The organism is Mesoterricola sp. JemC181 (assembly GCF_055384585.1).
On sequence record NZ_AP045076.1, the window covers coordinates 410,084 to 431,641 of the forward strand.

Genomic DNA, 21,558 nt, shown 5'->3' on the forward strand with positions numbered 1-21,558 from the left:
GGCGCCACGCCGCCCCGGAACCCACCATGACCGAACCCGTATCCTATTTCCTGCCGATCCTGCTCCTGCTCATCCTCTCGGCCATCGTGGGGGCGGCGATCCTCGTGGTGTCGGGCTGGATCCTGCCCGGGCTGATGAAGCCCGACAACCCCAAGGGCCACAAGCTCACCCCCTACGAATGCGGGGCGCCCCCCCTCCAGGCGGGGGCCCGGCACCGCTACAGCGTCAAGTTCTACCTGGTGGCCATGCTCTTCATCCTGTTCGACGTGGAAGCCGCCTTCCTGCTGCCCTGGGCGGTCCAGTACAAGGCGCACCTCTGGACCTTCTGGGCGGGGGTTAGCTTCGTGGGGACCCTCCTGGTGGGCTACGTCTACGCCTGGGGCAAGGGCGCCCTGGACTGGGAGCGCTGACATGGCGGCCATCAACCTCGACGATACGGTGATGACCACCCGCCTGGACGCGGTGGTGAACTGGGCCCGCAAGAACAGCCTCTGGCCGCTGCCCTTCGGGACGGCCTGCTGCGCCATCGAATTCATGTCCATGATGGCCTCCCGCTACGACTTCTCCCGGTTCGGGGCCGAGGCCCTGCGCTTCTCCCCCCGGCAGTCCGACATGCTCCTGGTGCTGGGCACCATCACCAACAAGCAGGCCCCCATCCTCCGCCAGGTCTACGCCCAGATGGCCGAACCCAAGTGGGTGGTCTCCGTGGGCGTGTGCGCCTCCTCGGGGGGGATGTACCGCACCTACGCGACCCTCCAGGGCATCGACCGGGTGGTCCCCGTGGACGTGTACGTCCCCGGCTGCCCCCCCCGTCCCGAGTCCATCATCTTCGGCGCCATGCAGCTCCAGAAGAAGATCGAGAAGGAGACGCTCATGGGCCGCCGGGAGCACATCGAGCAGTTCTACGCGTCCATGGACCGGCAGGAGAAGCTCCAGCTGGAACGCGGACTCACCAACTTCCAGGTGGTCCGGGAGATGGTGCTGGCGGCCGGCGAGAACGGCGAACAGAAGATCTGGTGAGCGCATGGTGATCGAACGCATCGACGAACAGCTCCCCGGAGCCATCCTTGACCGGCACGCCTTCCGGGGCGACCAGACCATCGTGGTGGGCCGGGAACGCCTGCTCGAGGTGGTGGACTTCATCTACCGGGAGGGCTTCCAGCAGCTCATGGACGTCACGGCGGTGGACGGCGGGCAGCGGGACCCCCGCTTCGACGTGGTCTACCACCTGCTGAACCTCGCCAGCCAGGAGCGCCTGCGCCTGAAGGTGCGCGTGGCCGACCAGGAGTCCGTGCCCAGCCTGACGGCCCGGTTCAAGTCCGCCGACTGGTCCGAGCGCGAGGTGGCCGACATGTTCGGGATCCCCTTCGACGGCCATCCCGACCCCCGGCGCCTGCTCATGTGGGAGGACTACCCCGGGCACCCCCTGCGCAAGGACTACCCCCTGGACGGCGGCGACGCCTTCTGCAGCCAGGACATCGGCGTGTCCTACGCCCCCGACGCGAGATCCCTCAATGGCTGAGCTGAACGTGGAACCCACCCGCACCTCCGACAGCGATCGCATGATCGTCAATATGGGCCCCTCCCACCCGGTGACCCACGGCACCCTGCACATCGTCCTGGAGCTCGAGGGCGAGATCATCGTCAAGGCCACCCCGCAGATCGGCTACCTGCACCGGGGCGTGGAGAAGCTGGGGGAGAACCTCACCTACCAGCAGTTCATCCCCCTCACGGACCGCCTGAACTACTGCAGCTCCCTCATGAACAACGTGGGCTACACCCTCGCGGTGGAAAAGCTCCTGGGCATCCAGGATCCCCCCCGGAGCCGCGTGCTGCGCGTGCTCTGCTCCGAGCTGGCGCGCATCGGGGACCACCTGGTGTGCATCGGCATCAACGCCGTGGACATCGGGGCCTTCACCGCCTTCCTGTACCTCTTCAAGGAGCGGGAGACCATCTACGACCTGTTCGAGATGATGGCCGGCCAGCGCCTCCACTCCAGCTTCACCCGCATCGGCGGCCTCTTCCGGGACATCCCGGCGGAGTTCGAGCCCCTGTGCGAGCAGTTCCTGGAGAGCTGCCCCCGGGCCGTGGACGAGATGGAGCGCCTGCTCACCCACAACCCCATCTGGGCCGACCGCACCAAGGGCGTCGGCGCCATCACGCCCGAGAACGCCATCAGCTGGGGCTACACCGGCCCCTGCCTGCGCGCCGCCGGCGTCGCCCAGGACCTGCGCGTGGCCCAGCCCTACCTGGACTACGAGACCTACGACTTCGACGTGCCCGTGGGCACCACCGGCGACGTGTACGACCGCTACCTGGTCCGCACCGAGGAGATGCGCCAGTCCTTCCGCATCGTCCGCCAGTGCCTGGCGAAGCTCAAGGAGATCGGCCCGGGGCCCGTCATCATCGACGACTACAAGATCGCCCTCCCTCCCAAGGAGAAGGTCTACACCCGCATGGAGAGCCTGATCCACCACTTCAAGCTCATCATGCACGGCATCGACATGCCGGTGGGCGAGGTGTACAGCGCGACGGAAGCCGCCAACGGCGAGCTGGGGTTCTACCTGGTGTCGGACGGCACCAAGGCGCCGTACCGGATCCACGTGCGGCCGCCCTGCTTCCCCATCTTCAGCAGCTTCGACGAGCAGGTGAAGGGGAGGCTGATCGCCGATGCCGTATCCATCCTGGGGGCGATGAACATCATCGCGGGCGAGCTGGACCGGTAGCGGCCCGTCCGTTTCTCAGGCCCTGCCTTCGAACTTCCCCGCCGGGAACCGCACGGCGAAGAACCACGCTCCGATCACGCAACCGAAGCCCCCCAGCGCCACGGTCGCGGGGGCGCCGATGTGGTTGGCCAGGAGGCCCTCCAGCAGCGCGCCGATGGGCATGGCCGCCGTGAAGACCATGGCGTGGAAGGCCATGACCCGGCCCCGCATCTCGTCGGGGATCAACACCTGCACCAGGGTGTTGTTGCTGGTCATGTGGGCCACCATGGCGCCGCCCACGGGGACGATGAGGACCAGCGACAGCCACAGGACCTTGGAGTAGGCGAAGGCGGCCAGGGCGATGCCGGCGGCGGTGGCGCCCAGGTAGGCGATGCGCTCCAGGCCGTGGATGCTCCTGCGGCCGGCCAGCACGGCGGCGCCCAGGACGGCGCCCACCCCCGAGCCGCCCATCAGGAGGCCCAGGGCCCTGGGGCCTCCGTGGAGGATCCCGTCGGCGAAGATGGGCATCAGCACGGCGTAGGGCATGCCCAGGAGGCAGACGACGCCCAGGAGGAAGAACAGGAGCCTGAGCTCCCGGTTCCCGTGGACGTACCGGACGCCTTCCACGATGTGGTCCAGCACGGGCGGGTGGTCCGTGCGGGAGACCCAGGGGGGCAGGTCCATCATGAGCAGGCCGGTGATGGCCGCCAGGAAGCTCACGCCGTTGACCAGGAAGCACCAGCCTTCCCCGATGGCGGCCACCATCAGGCCGGCCACGGCGGGCCCCACCACGCGCGAGCCGTGGAAGATGGAGGAATTGAGGGCGATGGCGTTGGGCAGGTGGTCCCGGTCCACGGTGCTGGCCACCAGCACCTGGCGGGCCGGGAGGTCGAAGGCGTTGACGATGCCCAGGCCCACGGCCAGCACGATGATCTCCCAGGGCCGGACCCGGCCGGCCAGGGTCAGCCAGCCCAGGAGGAAGGCCTGCACCATCTGAAGGGCCTGGGTGAAGACCAGGAGGCGCCGGGGATCCACCCGGTCCGCCAGCACGCCGCCGAAGCTGCCCAGGAGGAAGATGGGGGCCTGGCTGGCGAAGGCCACCAGCCCCAGGAGCGTGGCCTGCCCGGTGAGCCGGTACACCAGCCACGACAGGGCGACGCTCTGCATCCAGGTGCCCACCAGCGACACCAGCTGTCCCGTGAAGAAGAGCCGGAAATTGCGGAACCCCAGGGAGCGGAGCGACTCGGACAGGCGGGACATGGGGCTCCAGGGCGGTGATTCCTAAATTATAGAGTGACGAAGGTTCCAACCGGGCTTTATTCGGGGGCTCCCCTCCGGGGCAGAACCTGGAGCATGATTAACTAAACGGAAGATGCGGTCCGGGCGTTACCTAGAGGTGGGCCCTGGTCCAGGAGGACGTATACATGAAGCCAAAGCAGATGTGGATCCTGGGCGGGGGACTGGCCGTGATCGTGGCCGTGGGCATCGCCGCGAGCCGCGGCGACAAGGGCGTTCCGGTCCAGGTGGCCACGGTGGCCCGGGAGAACATCCAGGCCAAGGTCAGCGCCAACGGGAAGATCCAGGCGGTGGTCAAGGTGGACATCACGGCCAACGTCATGGGCCAGGTCACGGCCCTCAAGGTCAAGGAGGGGGACGTCGTCAAGAAGGGGGACCTGCTCCTGGAGATCGACAACATCCGCTCCAAGGCCGCCGTGGAGAGCCTGCGCTCGGCCTCCCAGGCCATGGCCCACGACTTCGAGACCGCCCGGGCCCGCCTGGAGCAGGCCCGCAAGGACTTCGCCCGGGCCTCGGCCAACCACAAGGCCGGAATCACCTCCCAGAGCGACTTCGACCAGGCCTCCACGGCCCTGCGCACCGCCCAGACCGCCTTCGACAGCGCCCAGCAGCGGGTGGCCCAGTCCCGGGCCGACCTCGCCGGGGGCCAGGACGCCCTGAACAAGACCCGGATCCTGGCGCCCATGGACGGCGTGGTCACCGCCAAGCGCATCGAGCTGGGGGAGACGGCCGTCATCGGCCTGCAGAACCAGCCCGGCACCGTCCTGGTCACCATCTCGGACATGAGCCGGGTGGAGGCCGAGATGGAGGTGGACGAGGCCTCCATCCCCACCGTGAAGACGGGCCAGGCCGCCCAGGTGCGCATCGACGCCTACCCCAACCAGGTGTTCGACGGCGTGGTCACCGAGGTGGGCGGCTCCCCCATCGTCCAGACCAACGTCAACGAGGCGATCAAGTTCAAGGTGAAGGTGCAGATCAAGAATCCGCCCTCCACCATCAAGCCCGGCCTCTCGAACCAGGCCGACATCTTCACCGGGAACCGGGACCAGGTGCTGGCCATCCCCCTCCAGGCCCTGGTCATGCGGGACATCAAGCTGAAGAAGGGCGAGACCTTCGCGCCGGGCGCCCCCCGGGAGGAGGAGGGCGTCTACGTGATGGAGGGCGGCAAGGCGGCCTTCAGGCCCCTCAAGACCGGCCTCATGGGTGAGCTGAACGTGGAGGTGATCTCCGGGCTGAAGGGCGGCGAGAGCCTGGTCACGGGGCCCTTCAAGGCCCTGCGCGAGCTCAAGGGCGGCGAGGACATCCGCGTCGAGAAGAAGAAGAAGACCGACAAGAAGGAAAGCTGAATGCAGCTCACCGAGCTGTTCCTTTCCGCCCTGCGGGCCCTCCGGGCCCACAAGCTGCGGAGCTTCCTCACGCTCCTGGGGGTCATCATCGGCGTGACCACCATCGTGGGCGTGGTGGCGGTCATCTCCGGGCTGGACACCTACGTGAAGGAGAAGGTGATCCGGCTGGCGCCGGACGTGTTCATGGTGGACCGCTTCGGGATCATCCAGTCGCGCCATGACTTCCTCCTGGCCTTCAAGCGGCCCCTGCTCACCTGGACGGACTTCGAGCGCATCTCGGGGGCCAACCTGCCCCACGTGTCCCGGGTGAGCACCCGGGCGGTGAAGTCGCTGCGGGTGGACTCGGGACCCCGGCACCTGAAGAACGTGACGGTGGTGGGCTCCACGGCGAACTTCGCCGGGCTCTTCAAGTTCGAGTTCGAGGACGGGCGCTACTTCAACGAGAACGAGAACGACCTGGCCGCCAACGTGGCCGTCATCGGCATGGACGTGAGGGAGGAGCTGTTCCCCGGCGTCGACCCCATGGGCAAGACCCTCCTCATCCGGGGGCTCCCCTTCCGCATCATCGGCCTGTTCCCGCGCCAGGGGCGCTCCCTGGGCTTCAGCCGGGACAGCATCGTGTGCCTGCCCATCCAGGTCTACCGGAAGAACTTCATGGGCGCCAAGGACTCCCTGAACATCCAGGTGGAGGCTCGGGGCGGGGTGGCGGACCTGGACGACGCGGTCTCCGAGGTGCGCTCGCTCATGCGGGCCATGCGCCACACCGCCTACCGGGACCCGGACCCCTTCGGCATCATGACCCAGGACTCCCTGCAGGAACTGTGGAAGCAGATCAGCCAGGCCGCCTTCGTGCTCATGCTGCTGGTGTCCTCCGTGAGCCTGGGGGTGGGCGGCATCGTCATCATGAACATCATGCTGGTGAGCGTCGTGGAGCGCACCACCGAGATCGGCATCCGCATGGCCATCGGCGCGCGCAAGCGGGACATCCGGAGGCAGTTCCTCCTGGAAGCCTGCCTTCTGAGCCTGTGCGGGGGCGTCGTGGGGGTGATGGCGGGGGCCCTGGTGGCCTGGCTCGTGCGCACCGTGGGGGGCTTCCCGGCCCAGATCACCCTGGGCATCGTGGCTTCGAGCGTCACCGTCTCCACCCTGATCGGCCTGGCCGCGGGCTTCCTGCCCGCCAGGCGCGCCTCGAACCTGCCCGTCATCGACGCCCTCCGGGCCGAATAGGAGGGGCCCAGGATGGACTTCATCAGGAACAGCGCCCTCGTCCACGCCCTAGGCAAGGAGAACATGCTCTTCGCCTTCCGGGCCATCATCACCCAGAAGCTGCGGAGCTTCCTGACCCTGCTCGGCATCGTGGCCGGCGTGGCCACCGTCATCGCCATGGTCAGCTTCGTGGCGGGCTTCAACGAGGCCATCACCGGCGCCTTCTCCACCTTCGGCACCACCCTCGTGCAGTTCCAGAAGTTCGAACCGCGCTTCGGCGGGCCCCCCGAGCTGATCCCCGAGGAGCAGCGGCGCCGGCGAAACCTCACCCTGGACGACGCCGCGGCCCTGAAGCGCCTGGCCACCCTCGCCGCCGCCGTGTCCCCGGAGCGCTACCTGGGCGCGGCCACCGCCACCACCTCCGTGAAGAACCGCGAGGGCGCCGAGGCCAACGGCCCCACCATCGCCGGGGTGGTCCCGGACTACCTCCTGGCCAACAACTCCACCCTGGAGGACGGCCGCTTCTTCTCGGAAACCGACGTCTCCCACGCCTCCCACACCTGTGTGATCGGGTACGACGTGGTCAAGGCCCTCTTTCCGGGACGGGATCCGGTGGGCCGCGAGGTCCTGCTCCAGGGCGTCCCGCTCCACGTCATCGGGGTGCTGGAGAAGAAGGGCTCCCAGATGGGCGGCAGCGCCGACAACTTCCTGCTCATCCCGCTGTCGGTCTTCGACGAGATGTTCCCAGAGGTGAAGAACGGCAACGGGGACACCCTGCACATCGCCACGGTGCCCAAGGACCCGGCCTTCGTGCACGACATGACCGACCAGGAGGTGGCCATCCTCCGCCAGCACCGGGGGCTGCGGGCCCACCAGGCCAACGACTTCGCCATCTTCACCAGCGAGGAGACCCTCCAGACCTTCCAGCAGGTCACGGGATCCATCGCCATCGCCATGATCTTCATCGCCGGCATCGCGCTCCTGGTGGGCGGGGTGGGCATCATGAACATCATGCTGGTGAGCGTGACCGAGCGCACCCGGGAGATCGGCGTGCGCAAGGCCATGGGCGCCACCCGCAAGGACATCGCCGCCCAGTTCCTGGTGGAGGCCGTGACCCTCACCTGCTGCGGCGGAGCGCTGGGCATCGCCACGGGCTTCGCCGTGGCCTTCCTGGTGCGCTTCACCTTCGACTTCCCCGCCGCTGCCCCCTTGTGGAGCGTGGTCCTGGGCTTCGGCATCAGCACCGCCATCGGCCTGGGCTTCGGCATGTGGCCCGCGCTCAAGGCCGCCAAGCAGGACCCCATCGAGGCCCTGAGGTACGAATAGCCAAATCGTCATCTTCCTCGGCCACCTCGGCGATGCCTCTTGTTGCATGCCACTTCCGCGAATTGTAATCCATGCGCCGCAAGAGCAATGAGAAGAACGGCCTCGCCGGGGTGGCCGAGAGGCCGAGGTTCGCCGGGGAAGGACCCGAGGCATTCCCCTTCTAGGGCAGCCTGGCCCCCTCCACGGAATTCCGCCTGGGCGTGCCGTCGGCGCCGGCGAAATAGTGGCGCACCCCCTGGGTGATGGCCTGCGCCGCCTTGCGCAGGAAGGCGGGGTCCCTCAGCTTGACCTCCTCCCTGGGATTCGAGATGAAGACCGTCTCCACCAGCACCGCGGGCATGGCGGCGCCCCGCAGCACCACGAAGGGGGCCTGCTTGACGCCCCGCTGCTTGATCCCGCCCAGCTTGTTGAGCTGGCCCTGGATGGCCACGGCCAGACGCTCGGAGTCCCGCAGGAAGGCCTCCTGGCTGAGCGTGTCCAGGATGCCGGCCACCACGTTGTCCGGGTTGGCGTGGCCGGCGCGGGCCTCGGGTCCGTTCTCCTGGGCGGCGATCTCCGCCGCTTCCCCGTCCCCTGCTCCCAGGGTCAGGAAATAGACCTCGGACCCCTTGGCCTGCCGGGCCCGGGCGGCGTTCAGGTGGAGGCTGATGAAGAGGTCGGCCCCGGCCTGGTTGGCGATGCGGGCCCGGTCCCAGAGTCCCACGAAGGTGTCGTCCCCGCGGGTGAGCCGGGCCTCCATGCCGCACTGCTCCAGTTCCTTCACCAGGGCCTCCGCGAGGTCCAGCACCGCGTCCTTCTCCTTGAGCCCCTTGGCCCCCTTTGCGCCCACGTCCTCGCCGCCGTGGCCCGGGTCCACGTAGACCAGGAGGCGGCCCTCCCCGGAAGGAAGCTTGGGAGTTTGCGCCAGTGCCAGTAGGCTAGGAAAGAGAAGCGGCAGGATTCCGTGGAGTTTCAAGATGGCCCAATCCGTTAAAGGCACTCGTGATCTGTTTGGTGGCGAACTGGACTGGTTCCAGCGTATCGAGGATACCGTAAGGCGGTCGTTCCACCGGCACGGCTATTCCGAGATCCGGACCCCCATCCTCGAGGAGATCGAGGTCTTCAAGCGCAGCGTCGGCGAGAGCAGCGACATCGTCCACAAGGAGATGTACGACTTCTTCGACAAGGGCAAGCGCCACGTGGCCATGCGCCCCGAGAACACCGCCGGCGTGGTGCGGGCCGTGATCCAGCACCAGCTCCTGGCCACCAGCGACCCCCAGCTCCTCTACTACATCGGCCCCATGTTCCGCTACGAGCGGATGCAGGCGGGAAGATACCGGCAGTTCTGGCAGATCGGCGCCGAAAGCTTCCAGGTGTCCACCCCGGAATCCGAGGCCGAGTCCCTGGTCATGCTCTACGACTTCCTGCGGGAACTGGGCCTGGCCCAGCTGACCTTCAGCATCAACTCCGTGGGCACCCCCGAGTGCCGGCCGGCCTTCCACGAGGCCTTCCGGGCCTTCTTCCGCACCCGCGAGGCGGAGTTCTGCGAGGACTGCCACCGCCGCATCGAGGAGAACCCCCTGCGGGTCCTCGACTGCAAGAACGCCCGGTGCCAGGCCGCCCTGGAGGGCCACCCGGTCCTGGTGGACTTCCTGGACCCGGCCTCCCTCGAGCACCACGTGCGCCTGAAGGAGATCCTCACCACCCTGGGGCTTCCCTTCGAGGAGAACCCCCGGCTGGTGCGGGGCCTGGACTACTACACCCGCACGGCCTTCGAAGTCCTCTCCACGGATCTGGGGGCCCAGTCGGCCCTCCTGGGAGGCGGGCGCTACGACGGCCTGGTCAAGCAGCTGGGCGGCCCCCAGGTGGCGGCCTTCGGCTGGTCCATCGGTCTCGACCGCCTGGTGACCCTCATGCAGCAGCTGCACGGCAAGGCCCCCCGGCAGGCCCCGCCCGTCCTCATCCCCCTTGGCCCGGTGGCGACCCTCAAGGCCCTGGAGCTGGCGCGCGGCTGGTGGGCCGCCGGTCTCGACGTGGTCCTGGAGACCCGGGGGGTGAAGCTCAAGACCGCCCTCACCACCGCCAACCGCCAGGGGGCGCCCCTGGCGCTGATCCTGGGCGACGGGGAGCTGGACCAGGGCATGGTGGCGGTGAAGGACCTGACCGCCGGAACCCAGGAGACCTGGGCCCTGGACACGGTCCAGGAGCGTCTGGCGGACCTCCGCGGCTGACGCCGCACCCAGCGCCCGAAGGAATGGCAGGTTAATTGTCACAATGGGGCACGCCGGAGGCCCGGGAAGGTCCTCGCCTCGAATTGTTAAATTTTGTTAAATAAAAAATTTATTAAATAATATAGGCATATCGCGATTTCAACATTCGTGCCACCCGTTGGCCGGGAGGTCGCATGAGTTTTGCAAAATGAAATATTCTAAAAATTACATTAGATATGAGACTCAATATTAATCAAAAGCGCCTGGACATAGCACTAGGCAATCCAAAATAGTTTGTTAATCATTGTTAATTTCAATATGGTTAATGCTCTTTGTGATTTTGGCCATGAGACATTCTTGCGATTCGGGTAAAATTTGTCATTAAAATTTCATTGACAAGCCTTCGTTTGGGAAGACAATTTACTACGTTGGATCCCTCATCAACGGGAGGTTTGGGAAATGTCTAACTCATCGGAAGTCGGATTGGCGGTTTCAAATATCGGAATGCTGATCGTGGCGGCCAGACGCTCCATCCGACAGCTCGTGGCGGGCAAGGTCGTTCCCCTCGATCTGACTCCGCACCACTTCTGGATGCTCCTGGTCATCTCCAAGGCGGCGCCCTTGTCCCTGGGCGAACTGGCCCGGGCCATGTGGATGGACAACCCCACCGTCTCCCGCATGGTCCAGCAGATGACCCAGCGGGGGTACCTCGTGGTCGGACCCGACCCCAACCATGGCCGGCGGATCCGCATCCGGCTGACTCCGGAGGGCGTCACCCTCTGCGAGAACCTCGCGGGCATCGGCGAGGGGCTCCGCGCCCAGGCCGAGGGGAACATGACCGAGGAGGAGACCTCCGCTCTGCGGGAATTGCTCTGCAAGTACATGCGGAACCTGGACGTGATGGTCGCCAACGACCTGCCCGGCGTACCCATCCGGCCCCAGCACGCGGTCGAAGGGCCCGGGAAGCTCCCCTCCGTCTCGTAGTCCCCCGCCTCCGGACCGGCTTATAATGGCCGCTCCGGAGGCGTTATGCGATTCGCGAACCTTTGGGCCCTCGTGGCGGCCCTGGCTTTCGTCCCCCTGATAGCGGCCGAGCCTGCGCCCCAACGGGTGGAAAAGCTCACGGACCATGCCTACGCGATCTTCGGGGAAGGGGGCAACGTGGGCCTCTTCGTGGCCGCCGACGCGGCCCTCCTGGTGGACGGCCGCTTCGAGGCGGGCGCGCCCGGGCTTCTGCAGGCCGTGCGCACCGTCACCGACAAGCCCGTCCGGTACCTCGTGAACACCCACGTCCACCGGGACCACGTGGGGGCCAACGCCTGGATGGAGAAGCAGGGGGTGACCCTGGTGGCCCACGCCAACGTCCGGGCCCGGCTGGCCAGGACCCAGCAGGCCGGGCTGCCCGCCATCTGCTACGGCGAGGAGAACCCGGCCCTGCGCGCCCGCATGGACCTGCACCTGGGCGCCTCGGAGTTCCATCTGCTCCACCTGGCCCCGGGCCACACGGACGGGGACACGATCTTCGGCTACCCCCAGGAGCTGGTGCTGGCCATGGGGGACCTCTTCTTCAACGGGGCCCTCCCCTTCATCGACACCCAGAGCGGCGGGAGCCTGGACGGCCTGGTGGCCACCCTGGACAACCTCGCGACCTGGTTGCCGGACGGCACGAAGATCATCCCCGGCCACGGCCCCGTGGCGGCGAAAAAGGACCTGCTTCGCCTGCGGGACTTCCTCCGGGCCCTCCAGGCCCATGTGAAGGCCCATCCCGACCTGGCGCCGGCGGCCCTGGCGGCGGGCTTCGACACGGCGGCCTGGGCGGACTTCAAGCCCAGCCCCGGCTTCGTATCCTGGGAATCCCTGTTCGCGGGGGCCAGCGGCAAGGGGCCGGGGCGCGTACCCAAGCCTTGAGAAACCGGGCTCCGGGTGCGATTCTAATAGGCTATGAAACTCGATCGGCTCGGCGACTTCCAACGTACCCACCGCAACGGCGACCTGCGCCTCCCGGACGCAGGCAGGCAGGTGCGGCTCCTGGGCTGGTGCAAACGGGTGCGGAACCTGGGCTCCCTGGTCTTCCTCGACCTGCGGGACCGCTGGGGCCTCGTGCAGCTGGTGGCCAACGAGACCGAGGTGCCCCCCGAGCTCCTGGCCCGCCTCAAGGAGGTTCGCAGCGAGTTCGTCCTGGCCGCCGAGGGCGTGGTGGCCGAACGGGAGCAGAAGAACCCCAACATGCCCACCGGCGACATCGAGGTGCGGCTCACCAGCCTGCGCATCCTCAACACCGCCCAGACCCCGCCCATCCCCCTGGACGACAGCGCGGAGGCCAACGAGGACCTGCGCCTGAAGTGGCGCTTCCTGGACCTGCGCCGGGAGAGCCTCCAGCGCAGCCTGATCCTGCGCAGCGAGGTCACCCAGATCGTCCGGTCCTACTTCCGCAGGAACGACTTCGTGGAAGTCGAGACCCCCATCCTGGGCAAGTCCTCTCCGGAAGGGGCCCGGGACTACCTGGTCCCCTCGCGGGTGCACCCGGGCGAGTTCTTCGCCCTCCCGCAGTCCCCCCAGCTCTACAAGCAGCTCCTGCAGGTGGCCGGCTTCGAGCGCTACGTGCAGATCTGCCGCTGCTTCCGGGACGAGGACCTGCGGGCGGACCGCCAGCCCGAGTTCACCCAGGTGGACGTGGAGATGAGCTTCGTGCGGGCCCAGGACATCCAGGACATCATGGAGCCGCTCCTGGTGGAGCTGGCCGCCCTGGTGGGCCGCAAGGTGGAGGCCCCCTTCCCCCGGCTGCCCTACAAGGACGCCATGGAGTGGTACGGCTCCGACAAGCCCGACACCCGCTGCAAGGTGCGCATCCAGGACGTGACGGCGCTCTTCGCGGAGAGCGGCTTCAACCTCTTCCGGGCGGCCTCCGAAAGCAATGGGCAGCGCCGCGTGCGGGCCCTCTTCTTCGAGGGGCCCCAGGCGGGCGCCTACAGCCGCAAGCAGCTGGACGAACTGCAGGACGTGGCCAAGCACCTGGGCGCCGGCGGCCTCCCCTACGCCAAGTGGGGCAAGGACGGCTTCGGCTCCAGCTTCAAGAAGTTCGTGGACCCCGCCCAGGAGGAGGCCCTCAGGTCGGCCCTGGGCGTCACGGGCGAAGGCCTGGCGGTTTTCGCCGTGGGACCGGACGACCAGACTTCCAAGGTCCTGGGCGAAGTGCGCCTGCGCCTGGCCCGGGCCCTGGAGCTCATCGACGAATCCAAGTTTGAATTCCTGTGGGTGGTGGACTTCCCCCTGCTGGAGTGGAGCGAGGAGGCCGGCCGCTTCATCGCCTGCCACCACCCCTTCACCAGCCCCCACCCCGACGACCTGGACCTCCTCGAAACCGATCCCGGCAGGTGCCGGGCCCAGGCCTACGACGTCATCCTCAACGGCTTCGAGCTGGGCGGCGGCTCCATCCGGATCCACGACGCCGAGACCCAGAGCCGCATGTTCAAGGCCATCGGCATGAGCGTGGAACTGGCCCAGGAGCAGTTCGGCTATCTGCTCAACGCCCTGTCTTTCGGCGCCCCGCCCCACGGCGGCATCGCCCTGGGCCTGGACCGCCTGGTGATGCTCCTGGTGGGCGCCTCCAACATCCGGGAGGTCATCGCCTTCCCCAAGACCGCCCAGGCCCGCTGCCTCATGACCAGCGCCCCGTCCCCGGTGGACCCCCGCCAGCTCAAGGAGCTGCGCATCCAGATCGAGCAGGCCCAGCAGTGGAAGGCCGGCGTCATGTTCTTCGAGAGCGTGCCCGCCGAATACCAGGCCCCCCTGGGCGCCCTGCGCACCCTCACGGCCAACGCCCCCACCTCCACCAGCACCCTGGTGCTGGACGGCGAAGTGGTCAAGGTCGAGACCACCCGCCTCTGACCCTTGCGGGTCATGACCTCCCCGGTCATACTTCCGTCCATGCGATCCTTCGCCTTCAACCCCGCCCATTCCCCGCGCCCTATCGAGGCGGGTGATGGCCATGGGGCCGGCTGAACCGCAACCCCAACCGCTTTCCACCCGCCCCCGGCCCAAACCCCGGGGGCTTTTTCGTATCCGGAGGGAATCATGACGACCCAGCTTGCCGTAATCGGCTTCGGGACCATGGGCCAGGCCATCACCGGCGGGCTGGTGGAGGCCTCGGGCTTCCCTCCGGGCGCGATCGTCACCACCGACAAGGGCAAGGGCACCCGGGCCCGGGCCCAGGCCATGGGCGTCGGCTGGGCCGCCACCGCCGCCGAGGCCGCGAGCCGGGCCGAGGCGGTCCTGCTGTGCGTCAAGCCCAAGGACCTGGGCCCGCTCCTGGAGACCCTGGCCGCCGCCGGGGCCCTGGACCACAGGCCCCTGGTGGTGTCCATCGCCGCCGGCACGGACCTGGCCTTCCTGGAGGCCCGGGTCCCCGCGGGCACCCCGGTCATCCGGGCCATGCCCAACACGCCCTGCAGCATCCGCATGGGCACCATCGTCCTGGCGCCCGGCGCCCACGCGGGGGACGAGCACCTCGCCCTGGCCCGCACCTTCTTCGAGCCCCTGGGCGCCGTGCTGGACCTGGAGGAGCACCACTTCGACGCCGTCACGGGCCTGTCGGCCAGCGGCCCCGCCTTCATCTTCGTGATCCTCGAGGCCCTGGCCGAGGGCGGCGTGCAGTGCGGCCTGCCCCGGGGCGTGGCGGTGGAGCTGGCGGCGCGCATGACGGTGGGCGCCGCCTCCATGGTGCTGCAGACCGGGCGCCACCCCGCGGCCCTCAAGGACGAGGTGACCACCCCCGCCGGGTGCACCATCGCCGGCCTCCTGGCCCTGGAGGACGGGCGCATCCGCTCCGTCATCGCCCGGGGCATCGAGCGCGCCTCCCAGGTGGCCAGCGGGCTGGGCCGATGAAAAGGGCGGCCCCCCAGCGCATCGTGGTCAAGGCGGGCACCCAGGTGCTGCTTTCCGGAGACGGCTTTCCCTCCCTGGGGCGGATCTTCGCCCTGGTGGAGTCCCTGGCGTCCCTGCGCCGCCAGGGCCGGGACGTGCTCCTGGTCAGTTCGGGCGCCGTGGGACTGGGGGCCCGGCGCCTGGGGCTCCCCACGCGGCCCGGCACCCTCTCCCTCCAGCAGGCCTGCGCGGCGGTGGGGCAGGGGGAGCTCATGGCCCTCTACCAGTCCGCCTTCGGGCGCCTGGACACGGTCTGCGCCCAGGTGCTCCTCACGCAGGAGGACTTCTCCGACCCCGAGCGCCGCTCCAACCTGCGCGCGACGCTGGAAAAGCTCCTGAAGATGGGCGTCATCCCCATCATCAACGAGAACGACACCGTGGCGACGCTGGAACTGGGCCGCATGAAGGTCTTCGGGGACAACGACAAGCTGGGGGCCCTGGTGGCCGCGGGCCTGGGCGCGGATCTGCTGCTGATCCTGTCGGACGTGGACGGCCTCCACGAGCGCAATCCCCAGCACGACCCCGAGGCGCCGCTCCTGCGGGAAGTTGCGGCGATCACCCCGGAGATCCTGGCCCGGGCCCAGGGTTCGGGCGCCCGGGGCCGGGGCGGCATGGCCACCAAGCTGGAATCGGCGCGCCTTTGCATGGAGTCCGGCGTGGCCGTGGTCATCGCCCGGGGCGAAGGGAGCGGCACCCTGGAGCGCGTGGTGTCGGGCGAGGCGCAATGCACCCGCTTCCTGGCGGGTCCCCGGCCCAAGGGCGATCCCCTGGGCCCCTGGCTCAAGGAGAAGCGGCCATGACCACCGTGCGCGACAAGGCCCGGCGGGCCCGGGCCGCCTCGAACCTCCTGGGCGCCGCCTCCGTCCAGGCCCGCAACGGGGCGCTGCGGCGCGCCGCGGAGACCCTGAGGGCGTCGGGTCCCGCCCTCCTCGCGGCCAACGCCCTGGACCTGGATGCGGCCCGCGCCCTCCTGGCCGCGGGCGGACTGGACGCCTCGGCCTTCCAGCGCCTGAAGCTGGACGCCGCCAAGGTGGAGGAGATGGCCCTGGGACTGGAAGCCGTGGCCGGGCTCAAGGACCCCCTGGGGCGCGTGGACCTGCGCAGGCTCCTGGACGAGGGCCTCCTCCTGGAGCGCGTGAGCGTGCCTCTCGGCGTGCTGGCGGTGATCTTCGAGAGCCGGCCCGACGCCGCCGTGCAGATCGGCGCCCTGGCCATCAAGAGCGGCAACGCCGCCCTCCTCAAGGGGGGAAGCGAGGCCGCCGCGTCGGTGGGCGCGCTGGTGGGGCTCCTGCGCGGGGCCCTGGAGGCCGGGGGCCTTCCCGCCGACGCCCTGCAGCTCCTCCAGGACCGGGCCGACGTGGACGAGCTCCTGGCGCTGGACGCGGACGTGGACCTGGTCATCCCCCGGGGGTCGTCCGCCCTGGTGCGCTCCATCAAGGCGCGCACCCGCATCCCCGTGCTGGGCCACGCCGAGGGCATCTGCCACCTCTTCATCGACGCCGCCGCGGACCCCGCCATGGCCGTGGCCCTGGCCCGGGACGGCAAGCTCCAGTACCCCGCCGCCTGCAACGCCGTCGAGACGGTGCTGGTGCACCGGGCCTGCGCCCCCGCCATCCTGCCCCTCCTGGCCCGCAGCCTGCCGGAGGCCGAGCTGCGCGGGTGCCCGCGCTGCCTCGCCCTCGTTCCGGACCTGGTCCCCGCCACCGAAGCGGACTGGGACGCGGAGTACGGCGCGCCCGTCCTCGCCCTGCGGATCGTGGACGATCTGGACGCCGCCCTGGCCCACATCCGCGCCCACGGCAGCGGCCACACCGAGGCCATCGTCACGGAGGACCCGGAGGCGGCCGAGCGGTTCCTGCGCGAAGTGGACGCCGCAGGCGTCTACCACAACGCCTCCACCCGCTTCGCGGACGGCTACCGCTACGGGTTCGGCGCCGAGGTGGGCATCAGCACCTCCCGCATCCACGCCCGGGGCCCGGTGGGCATCGAGGGCCTGGTCACCGTGAAGTACCTCCTGCGCGGCAGCGGCCAGGTCGTGGCCGACTACGCGGGGCCCGGCGCCAGGCCCTTCCGCCACGAGGACCTCCTCAGTCCAGGGGGATGACCTTCACGTACCAGGTGGAGCCCGCGACCGGGTGCTTCAGGCGCACCGCGCCGCCCAGCATGCCGGGCTGGCGCTCCGCGGGGAGCTGCACGACGTAGGCGCATTCCCCCAGGGCGCCGCCCGCGGCCCGGGCGGCCTCCTTGAAGCCGTCCCCGTCCTGGCCGCCGACCACCTCGACGGCGTAGGTGAATGCGGGCCCCTGGGGGCTCCAGGGGTTCCGGGAGGCATCCCTGCGCAGGGCGGCCTCCAGGCCGGCCTTGACCTCCTGGGGAGAGCGGCCCTTGAGCAGGTCGCACTCGCCCGCGAGGGCGTACAGTCCGGAATTCAGGTTGGCGACGGCGCCCTTGTCCCGGGCCCGGTCCCGCTGGCCGAGGAAGGCCGGGATGGCGATGGCGCTGGCGATGCCGAGGACCGCCAGGAGGGGGAGGATGGCCAGGGCGATGATGGCCATCACCAGCCCGCCGCTGCCCGGCTTCAGGTAGGCGCCGGGGTTCTCCCGCGCCAGGCGCTGGGCCTTCTGGTTCTGGACGATGGCCGCGACGCCCAGGCCGAGGGCCACGGGAAAGCAGAGGAACATGCTGAGCAGGGACCACAGGCCGCAGTGGAACGCGGCCCGGGCCCCCGGCGCGGGGGACGGCGCGGCTTCGGGGATGGGCGGCGGCGCCGGGGCGTCGAGGAGGGTCGCCGCCGGGACCCAGCCCGCGAGATGGGAGGCCCACAGCAGGCTGGCGGGGCCGATGACGCCGCTGCGGTAGGCGGCCTCGATGTCCGCCCAGGCCACCGGGCCCGTCCTGTCCTGCCCTCCGGTCGAGTAGTACCATGCCACGTCCAAGCCGGCCTCCTGGAGGAGATGATAGCTAGAACCGGTACGTGAAGCCCATGCCAAGCGTGCGCGCCTTGATGTCCTGGCTGAGCGGGGAGTAGCTGTACCGGCCCTCCCACCCGAGCGAGGCGGTGACGCGCACGCCCGCGCCCAGGGACAGGCCCAGCCGGGTGGTGTCCCCGGAGCCCATGCCCACGGTCTGCGTCGACCAGCGCAGGACGGAGGCCCCGCCCACCAGGTAGAACGAATCCAGGCGCCCCGGGAGGTGGTGGAGGTAGTCGCAGCCCAGGCCCAGGCTGGAGTATCTGTTCTCGATTCCCGCCAGCTTGAGCACCGGGAAGAAGCTCAGGTCGGCCCGGGGCCGCAGGGTGTCGCCGTTGACCAGGGCGATCTCCGTGTGGACGCCCAGGCCGTAGCCCAGCCGTCCTCCGGCCACGTCCCTGAGTCCGCCCTGGGGTGAGCTCACCTGGAGCTGCACCCTCAGGTCCGCTCCCGCCAGGGTGGCGGCGCAGGCCAATGCGATCATCGTCTTGCGCATGCCCAAGCTCCTCAGCCCATGACCTTGTAGCGGTGGCCCTTGTTGTCCGTGGCGACGCCCATGATCCCGGCCCGGTCGCCGCGGAAGAGGAACACCCCGTCGATGACCGTGCCCTTGCTGCCGTAGAGGAGGAACATGCCGTAGTTCCCCGCCAGGGACTCCAGGTCCACGCCGTAGCTCGCGCCCCAGCTCCACCGGGCCGCGAGCGCGTCGCCCGAGGTGGAGGGCAGGGAGGCCCAGGCGCCGGTGGCCTTTTCCGCGGTGCGGGCCATGGTGACCCACTCGCCCTGGAACTTCTCTCCGCCGGGTGCGCTGCACTGCAGGATGCCCCGGGTGCGCCCCGGGTCCCGCGTGATGGACTCGCAGCGCATGAGGTTGGAGCCGGAGAGATCGTAGATGTTGATGGTCGCGGGCACCGGCAGGGCGCACCCCGCCAGGACCATGAGCGGCCCTGCGATGCCGGCACGATGCAAGGCCCTCCTGGGGCCAGTTCCTGTGCGCCTTTCCATGTTCCCATCTCCTCAAGCGGAGCGCGGCTCCTGTCCCCTTTCCAGCAAGGGGCCTGCCACGCCCCCGGGACTCCGGGCGGGCCCCCGCCCAGCGGCGCGCGGGGGATGGCGGACGTCACGGGAGGGAGGGTGAACGTTCCGGCGGCCGCCGAACGGCTCAGGCGCGGGACGCGCCCCGCGACATTTCCCCGACACCCGCTTCACGCGGCCGGTGCCCGGTCATGCCGGCCCCGGCATCGGCCGGGAGGCGCGCGCACACGGGGGCCGCAAGGAAGGAGAGGGCGGTCACCGCCAGGAACGCCGCGGAGAAGTCCGACAGCTGCGGACCGGCGTGGCCCGAGACGCGGATGGACAGGGCCAGCGCGGCCGACGCGATGCAGATGCCCATGGAGAGCATCAGCTGCTGGAAGGTGGAGTAGAAGCTGGTGGCCGCGCTCATGCGCGCCTGGGGGATGTCGGCATAGGCCACCGTGTTCAGCGCGGTGAACTGCAGCGACTGGAAGAACCCCCCCGCCAGGAGCACCGCGTTGATGCAGAGCACGGGCCAGCCGGGGCGGAAGGTGGCGCACACGGCCAGGAAGGAGGAGGCGATCATGGCGTTCCAGGTGAGGGTCGCCCGGAAGCCGAAGCGGTGCAGGATCCGCGGCGTGACCATCTTCATGAGGATGGAGCCCGCGGCTGTGCAGAAGGTGATGAGGCCGCTGCGGGCCGCGGAGAGGCCGAAGCCCAGCTGGAGCATCAGGGGCAGCAGGAAGGGCAGGGCCCCGCTGGTGATGCGCGTCAGGGAACCGCCGACGACGGAGATGCCGAAGGTGCGCACCCGCATCAGGGAGACGTCCAGGATGGGGTGGGAGGCTCCGGCCGCGTGGCGCAGGTAGGCCGCCCCCGCGAGCACGCCCGCGGCCAGCGCGGCGGCCGTTCCGGGCAGGGCCGTGCCGCCGCCGCGGCTCCCCGCCTCCAGGCCGAACATGAGGCAGGAGAGGGCGACGCAGGAGAGCAGGAACCCGCCCAGGTCGAAGGGCCCCGGGGGCTCGTCGCGCACGTCCCGGATGTAGCGCGTGACCAGGGAGATGCCGAGGATCCCGATGGGCACGTTGAGGTAGAAGATCCAGCGCCAGGACGCGAAGGTGACGAGGAACCCCCCCAGGGGCGGGCCCACCACGGGCCCCAGCAGCGCCGGGACCGTGAACCAGGCCATGGCCGCCACCAGGTCCTCCCGGGCCACGGTGCGCAGCAGCACGAGCCGGCCCACCGGGACCATCATCGCCCCCCCGAGGCCCTGGAGGAGCCGCGCGGCCACCAGGAACGGGAGGTTCGGGGCCTGGCCGCAGAGCATCGAGCCCAGGGTGAAGACGGCGATGGCCGCCCGGAACATCCGCCGCGCCCCGAAGCGGTCCGCGAACCAGCCGCTGGCGGGGATGAACATGGCCAGGGCCAGCAGGTACGAAGTGAGGGCCGCGCTCATGTGCAGGGGCGGCACGCCGAAGCTCCGCGCCATGGCCGGAAGGGCCGTGGTGAGCACCGTGGCGTCCAGCTGCTCCATGAAGAGCGCGCTGGCGATGATGACCGCGGTGACCCGGAAGCCGGGAGCGGGCCGAACCGACGACATGGAGACTCCTTCCGCACCATTAGGCCCCGGTCGGGAGTATCTTTGAATTGCATAATTCCTATGGATCAATGCATGAAACAGATCAATTTCGAACTCGGCGAGCTCCAGGCCTTCCTGGCGGTGGCGGAGACGCTGAACTTCATGTCCGCCGCGGAGGGCCTGTTCCTCTCCCAGCCGGCGCTGAGCCGGCGGATCGGGAAGCTGGAGGGGGCCCTGAAGGCCCGCTTGTTCGAGCGCACCACCCGCCGGGTGGCGCTCACCGAGGCCGGCGCCCACTTTCTCGTCCACGCCAAAACCGTAGTGGAGGAACTTGAGACCGCGATGCGGGGACTGAAGGAACAGCAGGCTCAGCGAAACGCCCGGGTGACGGTGGCCTGCGTCCACTCCGCGATCCGTCCGCTTTCCCGGATCCTGGCGGCCTTCGCGGCGGACCACCCGGAGGTGCGCATCCGGGTCCTGGACGAGGGCGCCCGGGAGGTGCTGGCCCAGGTGGTATCCGGCGCCGCGGAGTTCGGCATCAATTTCCTGGGGGCCCAGGAGCCGGAAATCCAGTTCAAGGCCATCTCCGAGGCGCCCTTCGTCCTCGTCATGCGCCGGGACCATCCGCTGGCCTCCCGCGGGGCCGTGGCGTGGGGCGACATCGCCGGAGAGCGCCTGATCGCGGTGGCCTCAGGCAGCGGCAACCGGGCCCTCCTGGACAATGCCCTGGCCCGGGTGCCCCTGCGCCCGGCGGTCTTCCACGAGGCCAGCCACGTGGCCGGGGCCCTGGCCCTGGTGGAGGCCGGGCTGGGCATCGCGGCCCTGCCGGAACCGGCCCTGTCGCAGACCGGCCTGGTGGGCGTGCCCCTGGTGAAACCGTCCGTCACGCGCACCCTGGGCCTGATCAGCCGCAAAGGCAGGCGGCTGCAGCCCGCCGCGGACGTTCTCCACCGGATGGTCGAGACGGGTCTAAAGATATAGCGGGAACGGCCGAAACCAGGAGAG

General features: G+C 69.4%; 21 protein-coding genes. 15 read left to right on the top strand and 6 right to left on the bottom strand.

Features of this window, described 5'->3' with window-relative positions; genetic code table 11:
- Positions 1-26 precede the first annotated feature (26 nt).
- From ACZ5MC_RS01895 to nuoD, 4 genes are read left to right on the top strand one after another with little or no spacing between them, the layout of a single operon-like run.
- Entirely contained in the window at positions 27-410 is a 384-nt protein-coding gene (locus ACZ5MC_RS01895) for an NADH-quinone oxidoreductase subunit A (RefSeq protein ID WP_306598565.1), read from the top strand.
- A 1-nt stretch (position 411) separates the two neighbouring features.
- Entirely contained in the window at positions 412-1,020 is a 609-nt protein-coding gene (locus tag ACZ5MC_RS01900; protein ID WP_306598566.1) for an NADH-quinone oxidoreductase subunit B, read from the top strand.
- A 4-nt stretch (positions 1,021-1,024) separates the two neighbouring features.
- On the top strand, positions 1,025-1,522 hold the full coding sequence (locus tag ACZ5MC_RS01905) for an NADH-quinone oxidoreductase subunit C (RefSeq protein ID WP_306598567.1): 498 nt from the start codon (positions 1,025-1,027) through the stop codon (positions 1,520-1,522).
- On the top strand, positions 1,515-2,726 hold the full coding sequence (nuoD, locus tag ACZ5MC_RS01910; RefSeq protein ID WP_306598568.1) for an NADH dehydrogenase (quinone) subunit D: 1,212 nt from the start codon (positions 1,515-1,517) through the stop codon (positions 2,724-2,726). The genes ACZ5MC_RS01905 and nuoD overlap by 8 nt, the downstream gene beginning before the upstream one ends.
- Positions 2,727-2,741: 15 nt before the next feature.
- Here nuoD and ACZ5MC_RS01915 read toward each other — a convergent pair whose 3' ends face one another.
- A complete protein-coding gene (locus ACZ5MC_RS01915) occupies positions 2,742-3,965 on the bottom strand; it encodes an MFS transporter (RefSeq protein ID WP_464516904.1) in 1,224 nt (407 codons plus the stop codon).
- Between the two features lie 164 nt (positions 3,966-4,129).
- Between ACZ5MC_RS01915 and ACZ5MC_RS01920 the strand changes: the two genes are divergently transcribed.
- The 3 genes from ACZ5MC_RS01920 to ACZ5MC_RS01930 are packed head-to-tail and all read left to right on the top strand — an operon-like array spanning position 4,130 to position 7,879.
- Complete coding sequence (locus tag ACZ5MC_RS01920; protein WP_306598570.1) at positions 4,130-5,347, top strand: efflux RND transporter periplasmic adaptor subunit; 1,218 nt, start codon at positions 4,130-4,132, stop codon at positions 5,345-5,347.
- Positions 5,348-6,574 (top strand): ABC transporter permease, encoded by a 1,227-nt coding sequence (locus ACZ5MC_RS01925; protein WP_306598571.1) that lies wholly within the window; start codon positions 5,348-5,350, stop codon positions 6,572-6,574. It begins immediately after the preceding gene.
- A 12-nt stretch (positions 6,575-6,586) separates the two neighbouring features.
- A complete protein-coding gene (locus ACZ5MC_RS01930) occupies positions 6,587-7,879 on the top strand; it encodes an ABC transporter permease (RefSeq protein WP_306598572.1) in 1,293 nt (430 codons plus the stop codon).
- A 160-nt stretch (positions 7,880-8,039) separates the two neighbouring features.
- Here the strand turns inward: ACZ5MC_RS01930 and ACZ5MC_RS01935 are convergent, their stop codons facing one another.
- A complete protein-coding gene (locus ACZ5MC_RS01935) occupies positions 8,040-8,834 on the bottom strand; it encodes an N-acetylmuramoyl-L-alanine amidase family protein (RefSeq protein WP_306598573.1) in 795 nt (264 codons plus the stop codon).
- 1 nt (position 8,835) lies between these two features.
- Between ACZ5MC_RS01935 and hisS the strand changes: the two genes are divergently transcribed.
- The 7 genes from hisS (at position 8,836) to ACZ5MC_RS01970 (ending at position 17,095) form a co-directional block, all read left to right on the top strand.
- Positions 8,836-10,089, top strand: a complete 1,254-nt coding sequence (gene hisS / locus ACZ5MC_RS01940) for a histidine--tRNA ligase (RefSeq protein WP_306598575.1) — start codon at positions 8,836-8,838, stop codon at positions 10,087-10,089.
- A 492-nt stretch (positions 10,090-10,581) separates the two neighbouring features.
- Positions 10,582-11,052 carry a MarR family winged helix-turn-helix transcriptional regulator gene (locus tag ACZ5MC_RS01945; RefSeq protein ID WP_306598577.1) on the top strand — a complete coding sequence of 157 codons (471 nt, stop codon included), beginning with the start codon at positions 10,582-10,584 and terminating at the stop codon, positions 11,050-11,052.
- Between the two features lie 45 nt (positions 11,053-11,097).
- Positions 11,098-11,976, top strand: coding sequence for an MBL fold metallo-hydrolase (locus tag ACZ5MC_RS01950; protein ID WP_464516905.1), 879 nt, complete (start codon positions 11,098-11,100; stop codon positions 11,974-11,976).
- 33 nt (positions 11,977-12,009) lie between these two features.
- Complete coding sequence (gene aspS, locus ACZ5MC_RS01955) at positions 12,010-13,956, top strand: aspartate--tRNA ligase (RefSeq protein WP_306598579.1); 1,947 nt, start codon at positions 12,010-12,012, stop codon at positions 13,954-13,956.
- Positions 13,957-14,142: 186 nt separating this feature from the next.
- Positions 14,143-14,952 carry a pyrroline-5-carboxylate reductase gene (gene proC / locus ACZ5MC_RS01960; RefSeq protein WP_464516906.1) on the top strand — a complete coding sequence of 270 codons (810 nt, stop codon included), beginning with the start codon at positions 14,143-14,145 and terminating at the stop codon, positions 14,950-14,952.
- Positions 14,949-15,791, top strand: a complete 843-nt coding sequence (proB, locus tag ACZ5MC_RS01965) for a glutamate 5-kinase (RefSeq protein WP_306598581.1) — start codon at positions 14,949-14,951, stop codon at positions 15,789-15,791. Before proC ends, proB begins: the two co-directional genes overlap by 4 nt.
- On the top strand, positions 15,788-17,095 hold the full coding sequence (locus ACZ5MC_RS01970) for a glutamate-5-semialdehyde dehydrogenase (protein WP_464516907.1): 1,308 nt from the start codon (positions 15,788-15,790) through the stop codon (positions 17,093-17,095). The genes proB and ACZ5MC_RS01970 overlap by 4 nt, the downstream gene beginning before the upstream one ends.
- Here ACZ5MC_RS01970 and ACZ5MC_RS01975 read toward each other — a convergent pair.
- From ACZ5MC_RS01975 to ACZ5MC_RS01990, 4 genes are all read right to left on the bottom strand, one after another.
- Entirely contained in the window at positions 17,079-17,921 is an 843-nt protein-coding gene (locus ACZ5MC_RS01975) for a DUF4339 domain-containing protein (RefSeq protein WP_464517768.1), read from the bottom strand. The two genes, ACZ5MC_RS01970 and ACZ5MC_RS01975, sit on opposite strands and share 17 nt — an antisense overlap.
- Before the next feature lie 31 nt (positions 17,922-17,952).
- A complete protein-coding gene (locus ACZ5MC_RS01980; protein WP_306598583.1) occupies positions 17,953-18,456 on the bottom strand; it encodes a porin family protein in 504 nt (167 codons plus the stop codon).
- An 11-nt stretch (positions 18,457-18,467) separates the two neighbouring features.
- Positions 18,468-18,929, bottom strand: a complete 462-nt coding sequence (locus tag ACZ5MC_RS01985) for a hypothetical protein (protein ID WP_306598584.1) — start codon at positions 18,927-18,929, stop codon at positions 18,468-18,470.
- Positions 18,930-19,122: 193 nt separating this feature from the next.
- On the bottom strand, positions 19,123-20,574 hold the full coding sequence (locus ACZ5MC_RS01990) for an MFS transporter (protein WP_464516908.1): 1,452 nt from the start codon (positions 20,572-20,574) through the stop codon (positions 19,123-19,125).
- Between the two features lie 72 nt (positions 20,575-20,646).
- Here ACZ5MC_RS01990 and ACZ5MC_RS01995 point away from each other — a divergent pair, with 72 nt between their 5' ends.
- The gene (locus tag ACZ5MC_RS01995; RefSeq protein ID WP_464516909.1) at positions 20,647-21,534 is read left to right on the top strand and encodes a LysR family transcriptional regulator; all 888 of its coding nucleotides are present in this window, start codon (positions 20,647-20,649) and stop codon (positions 21,532-21,534) included.
- Positions 21,535-21,558: the final 24 nt, after the last annotated feature.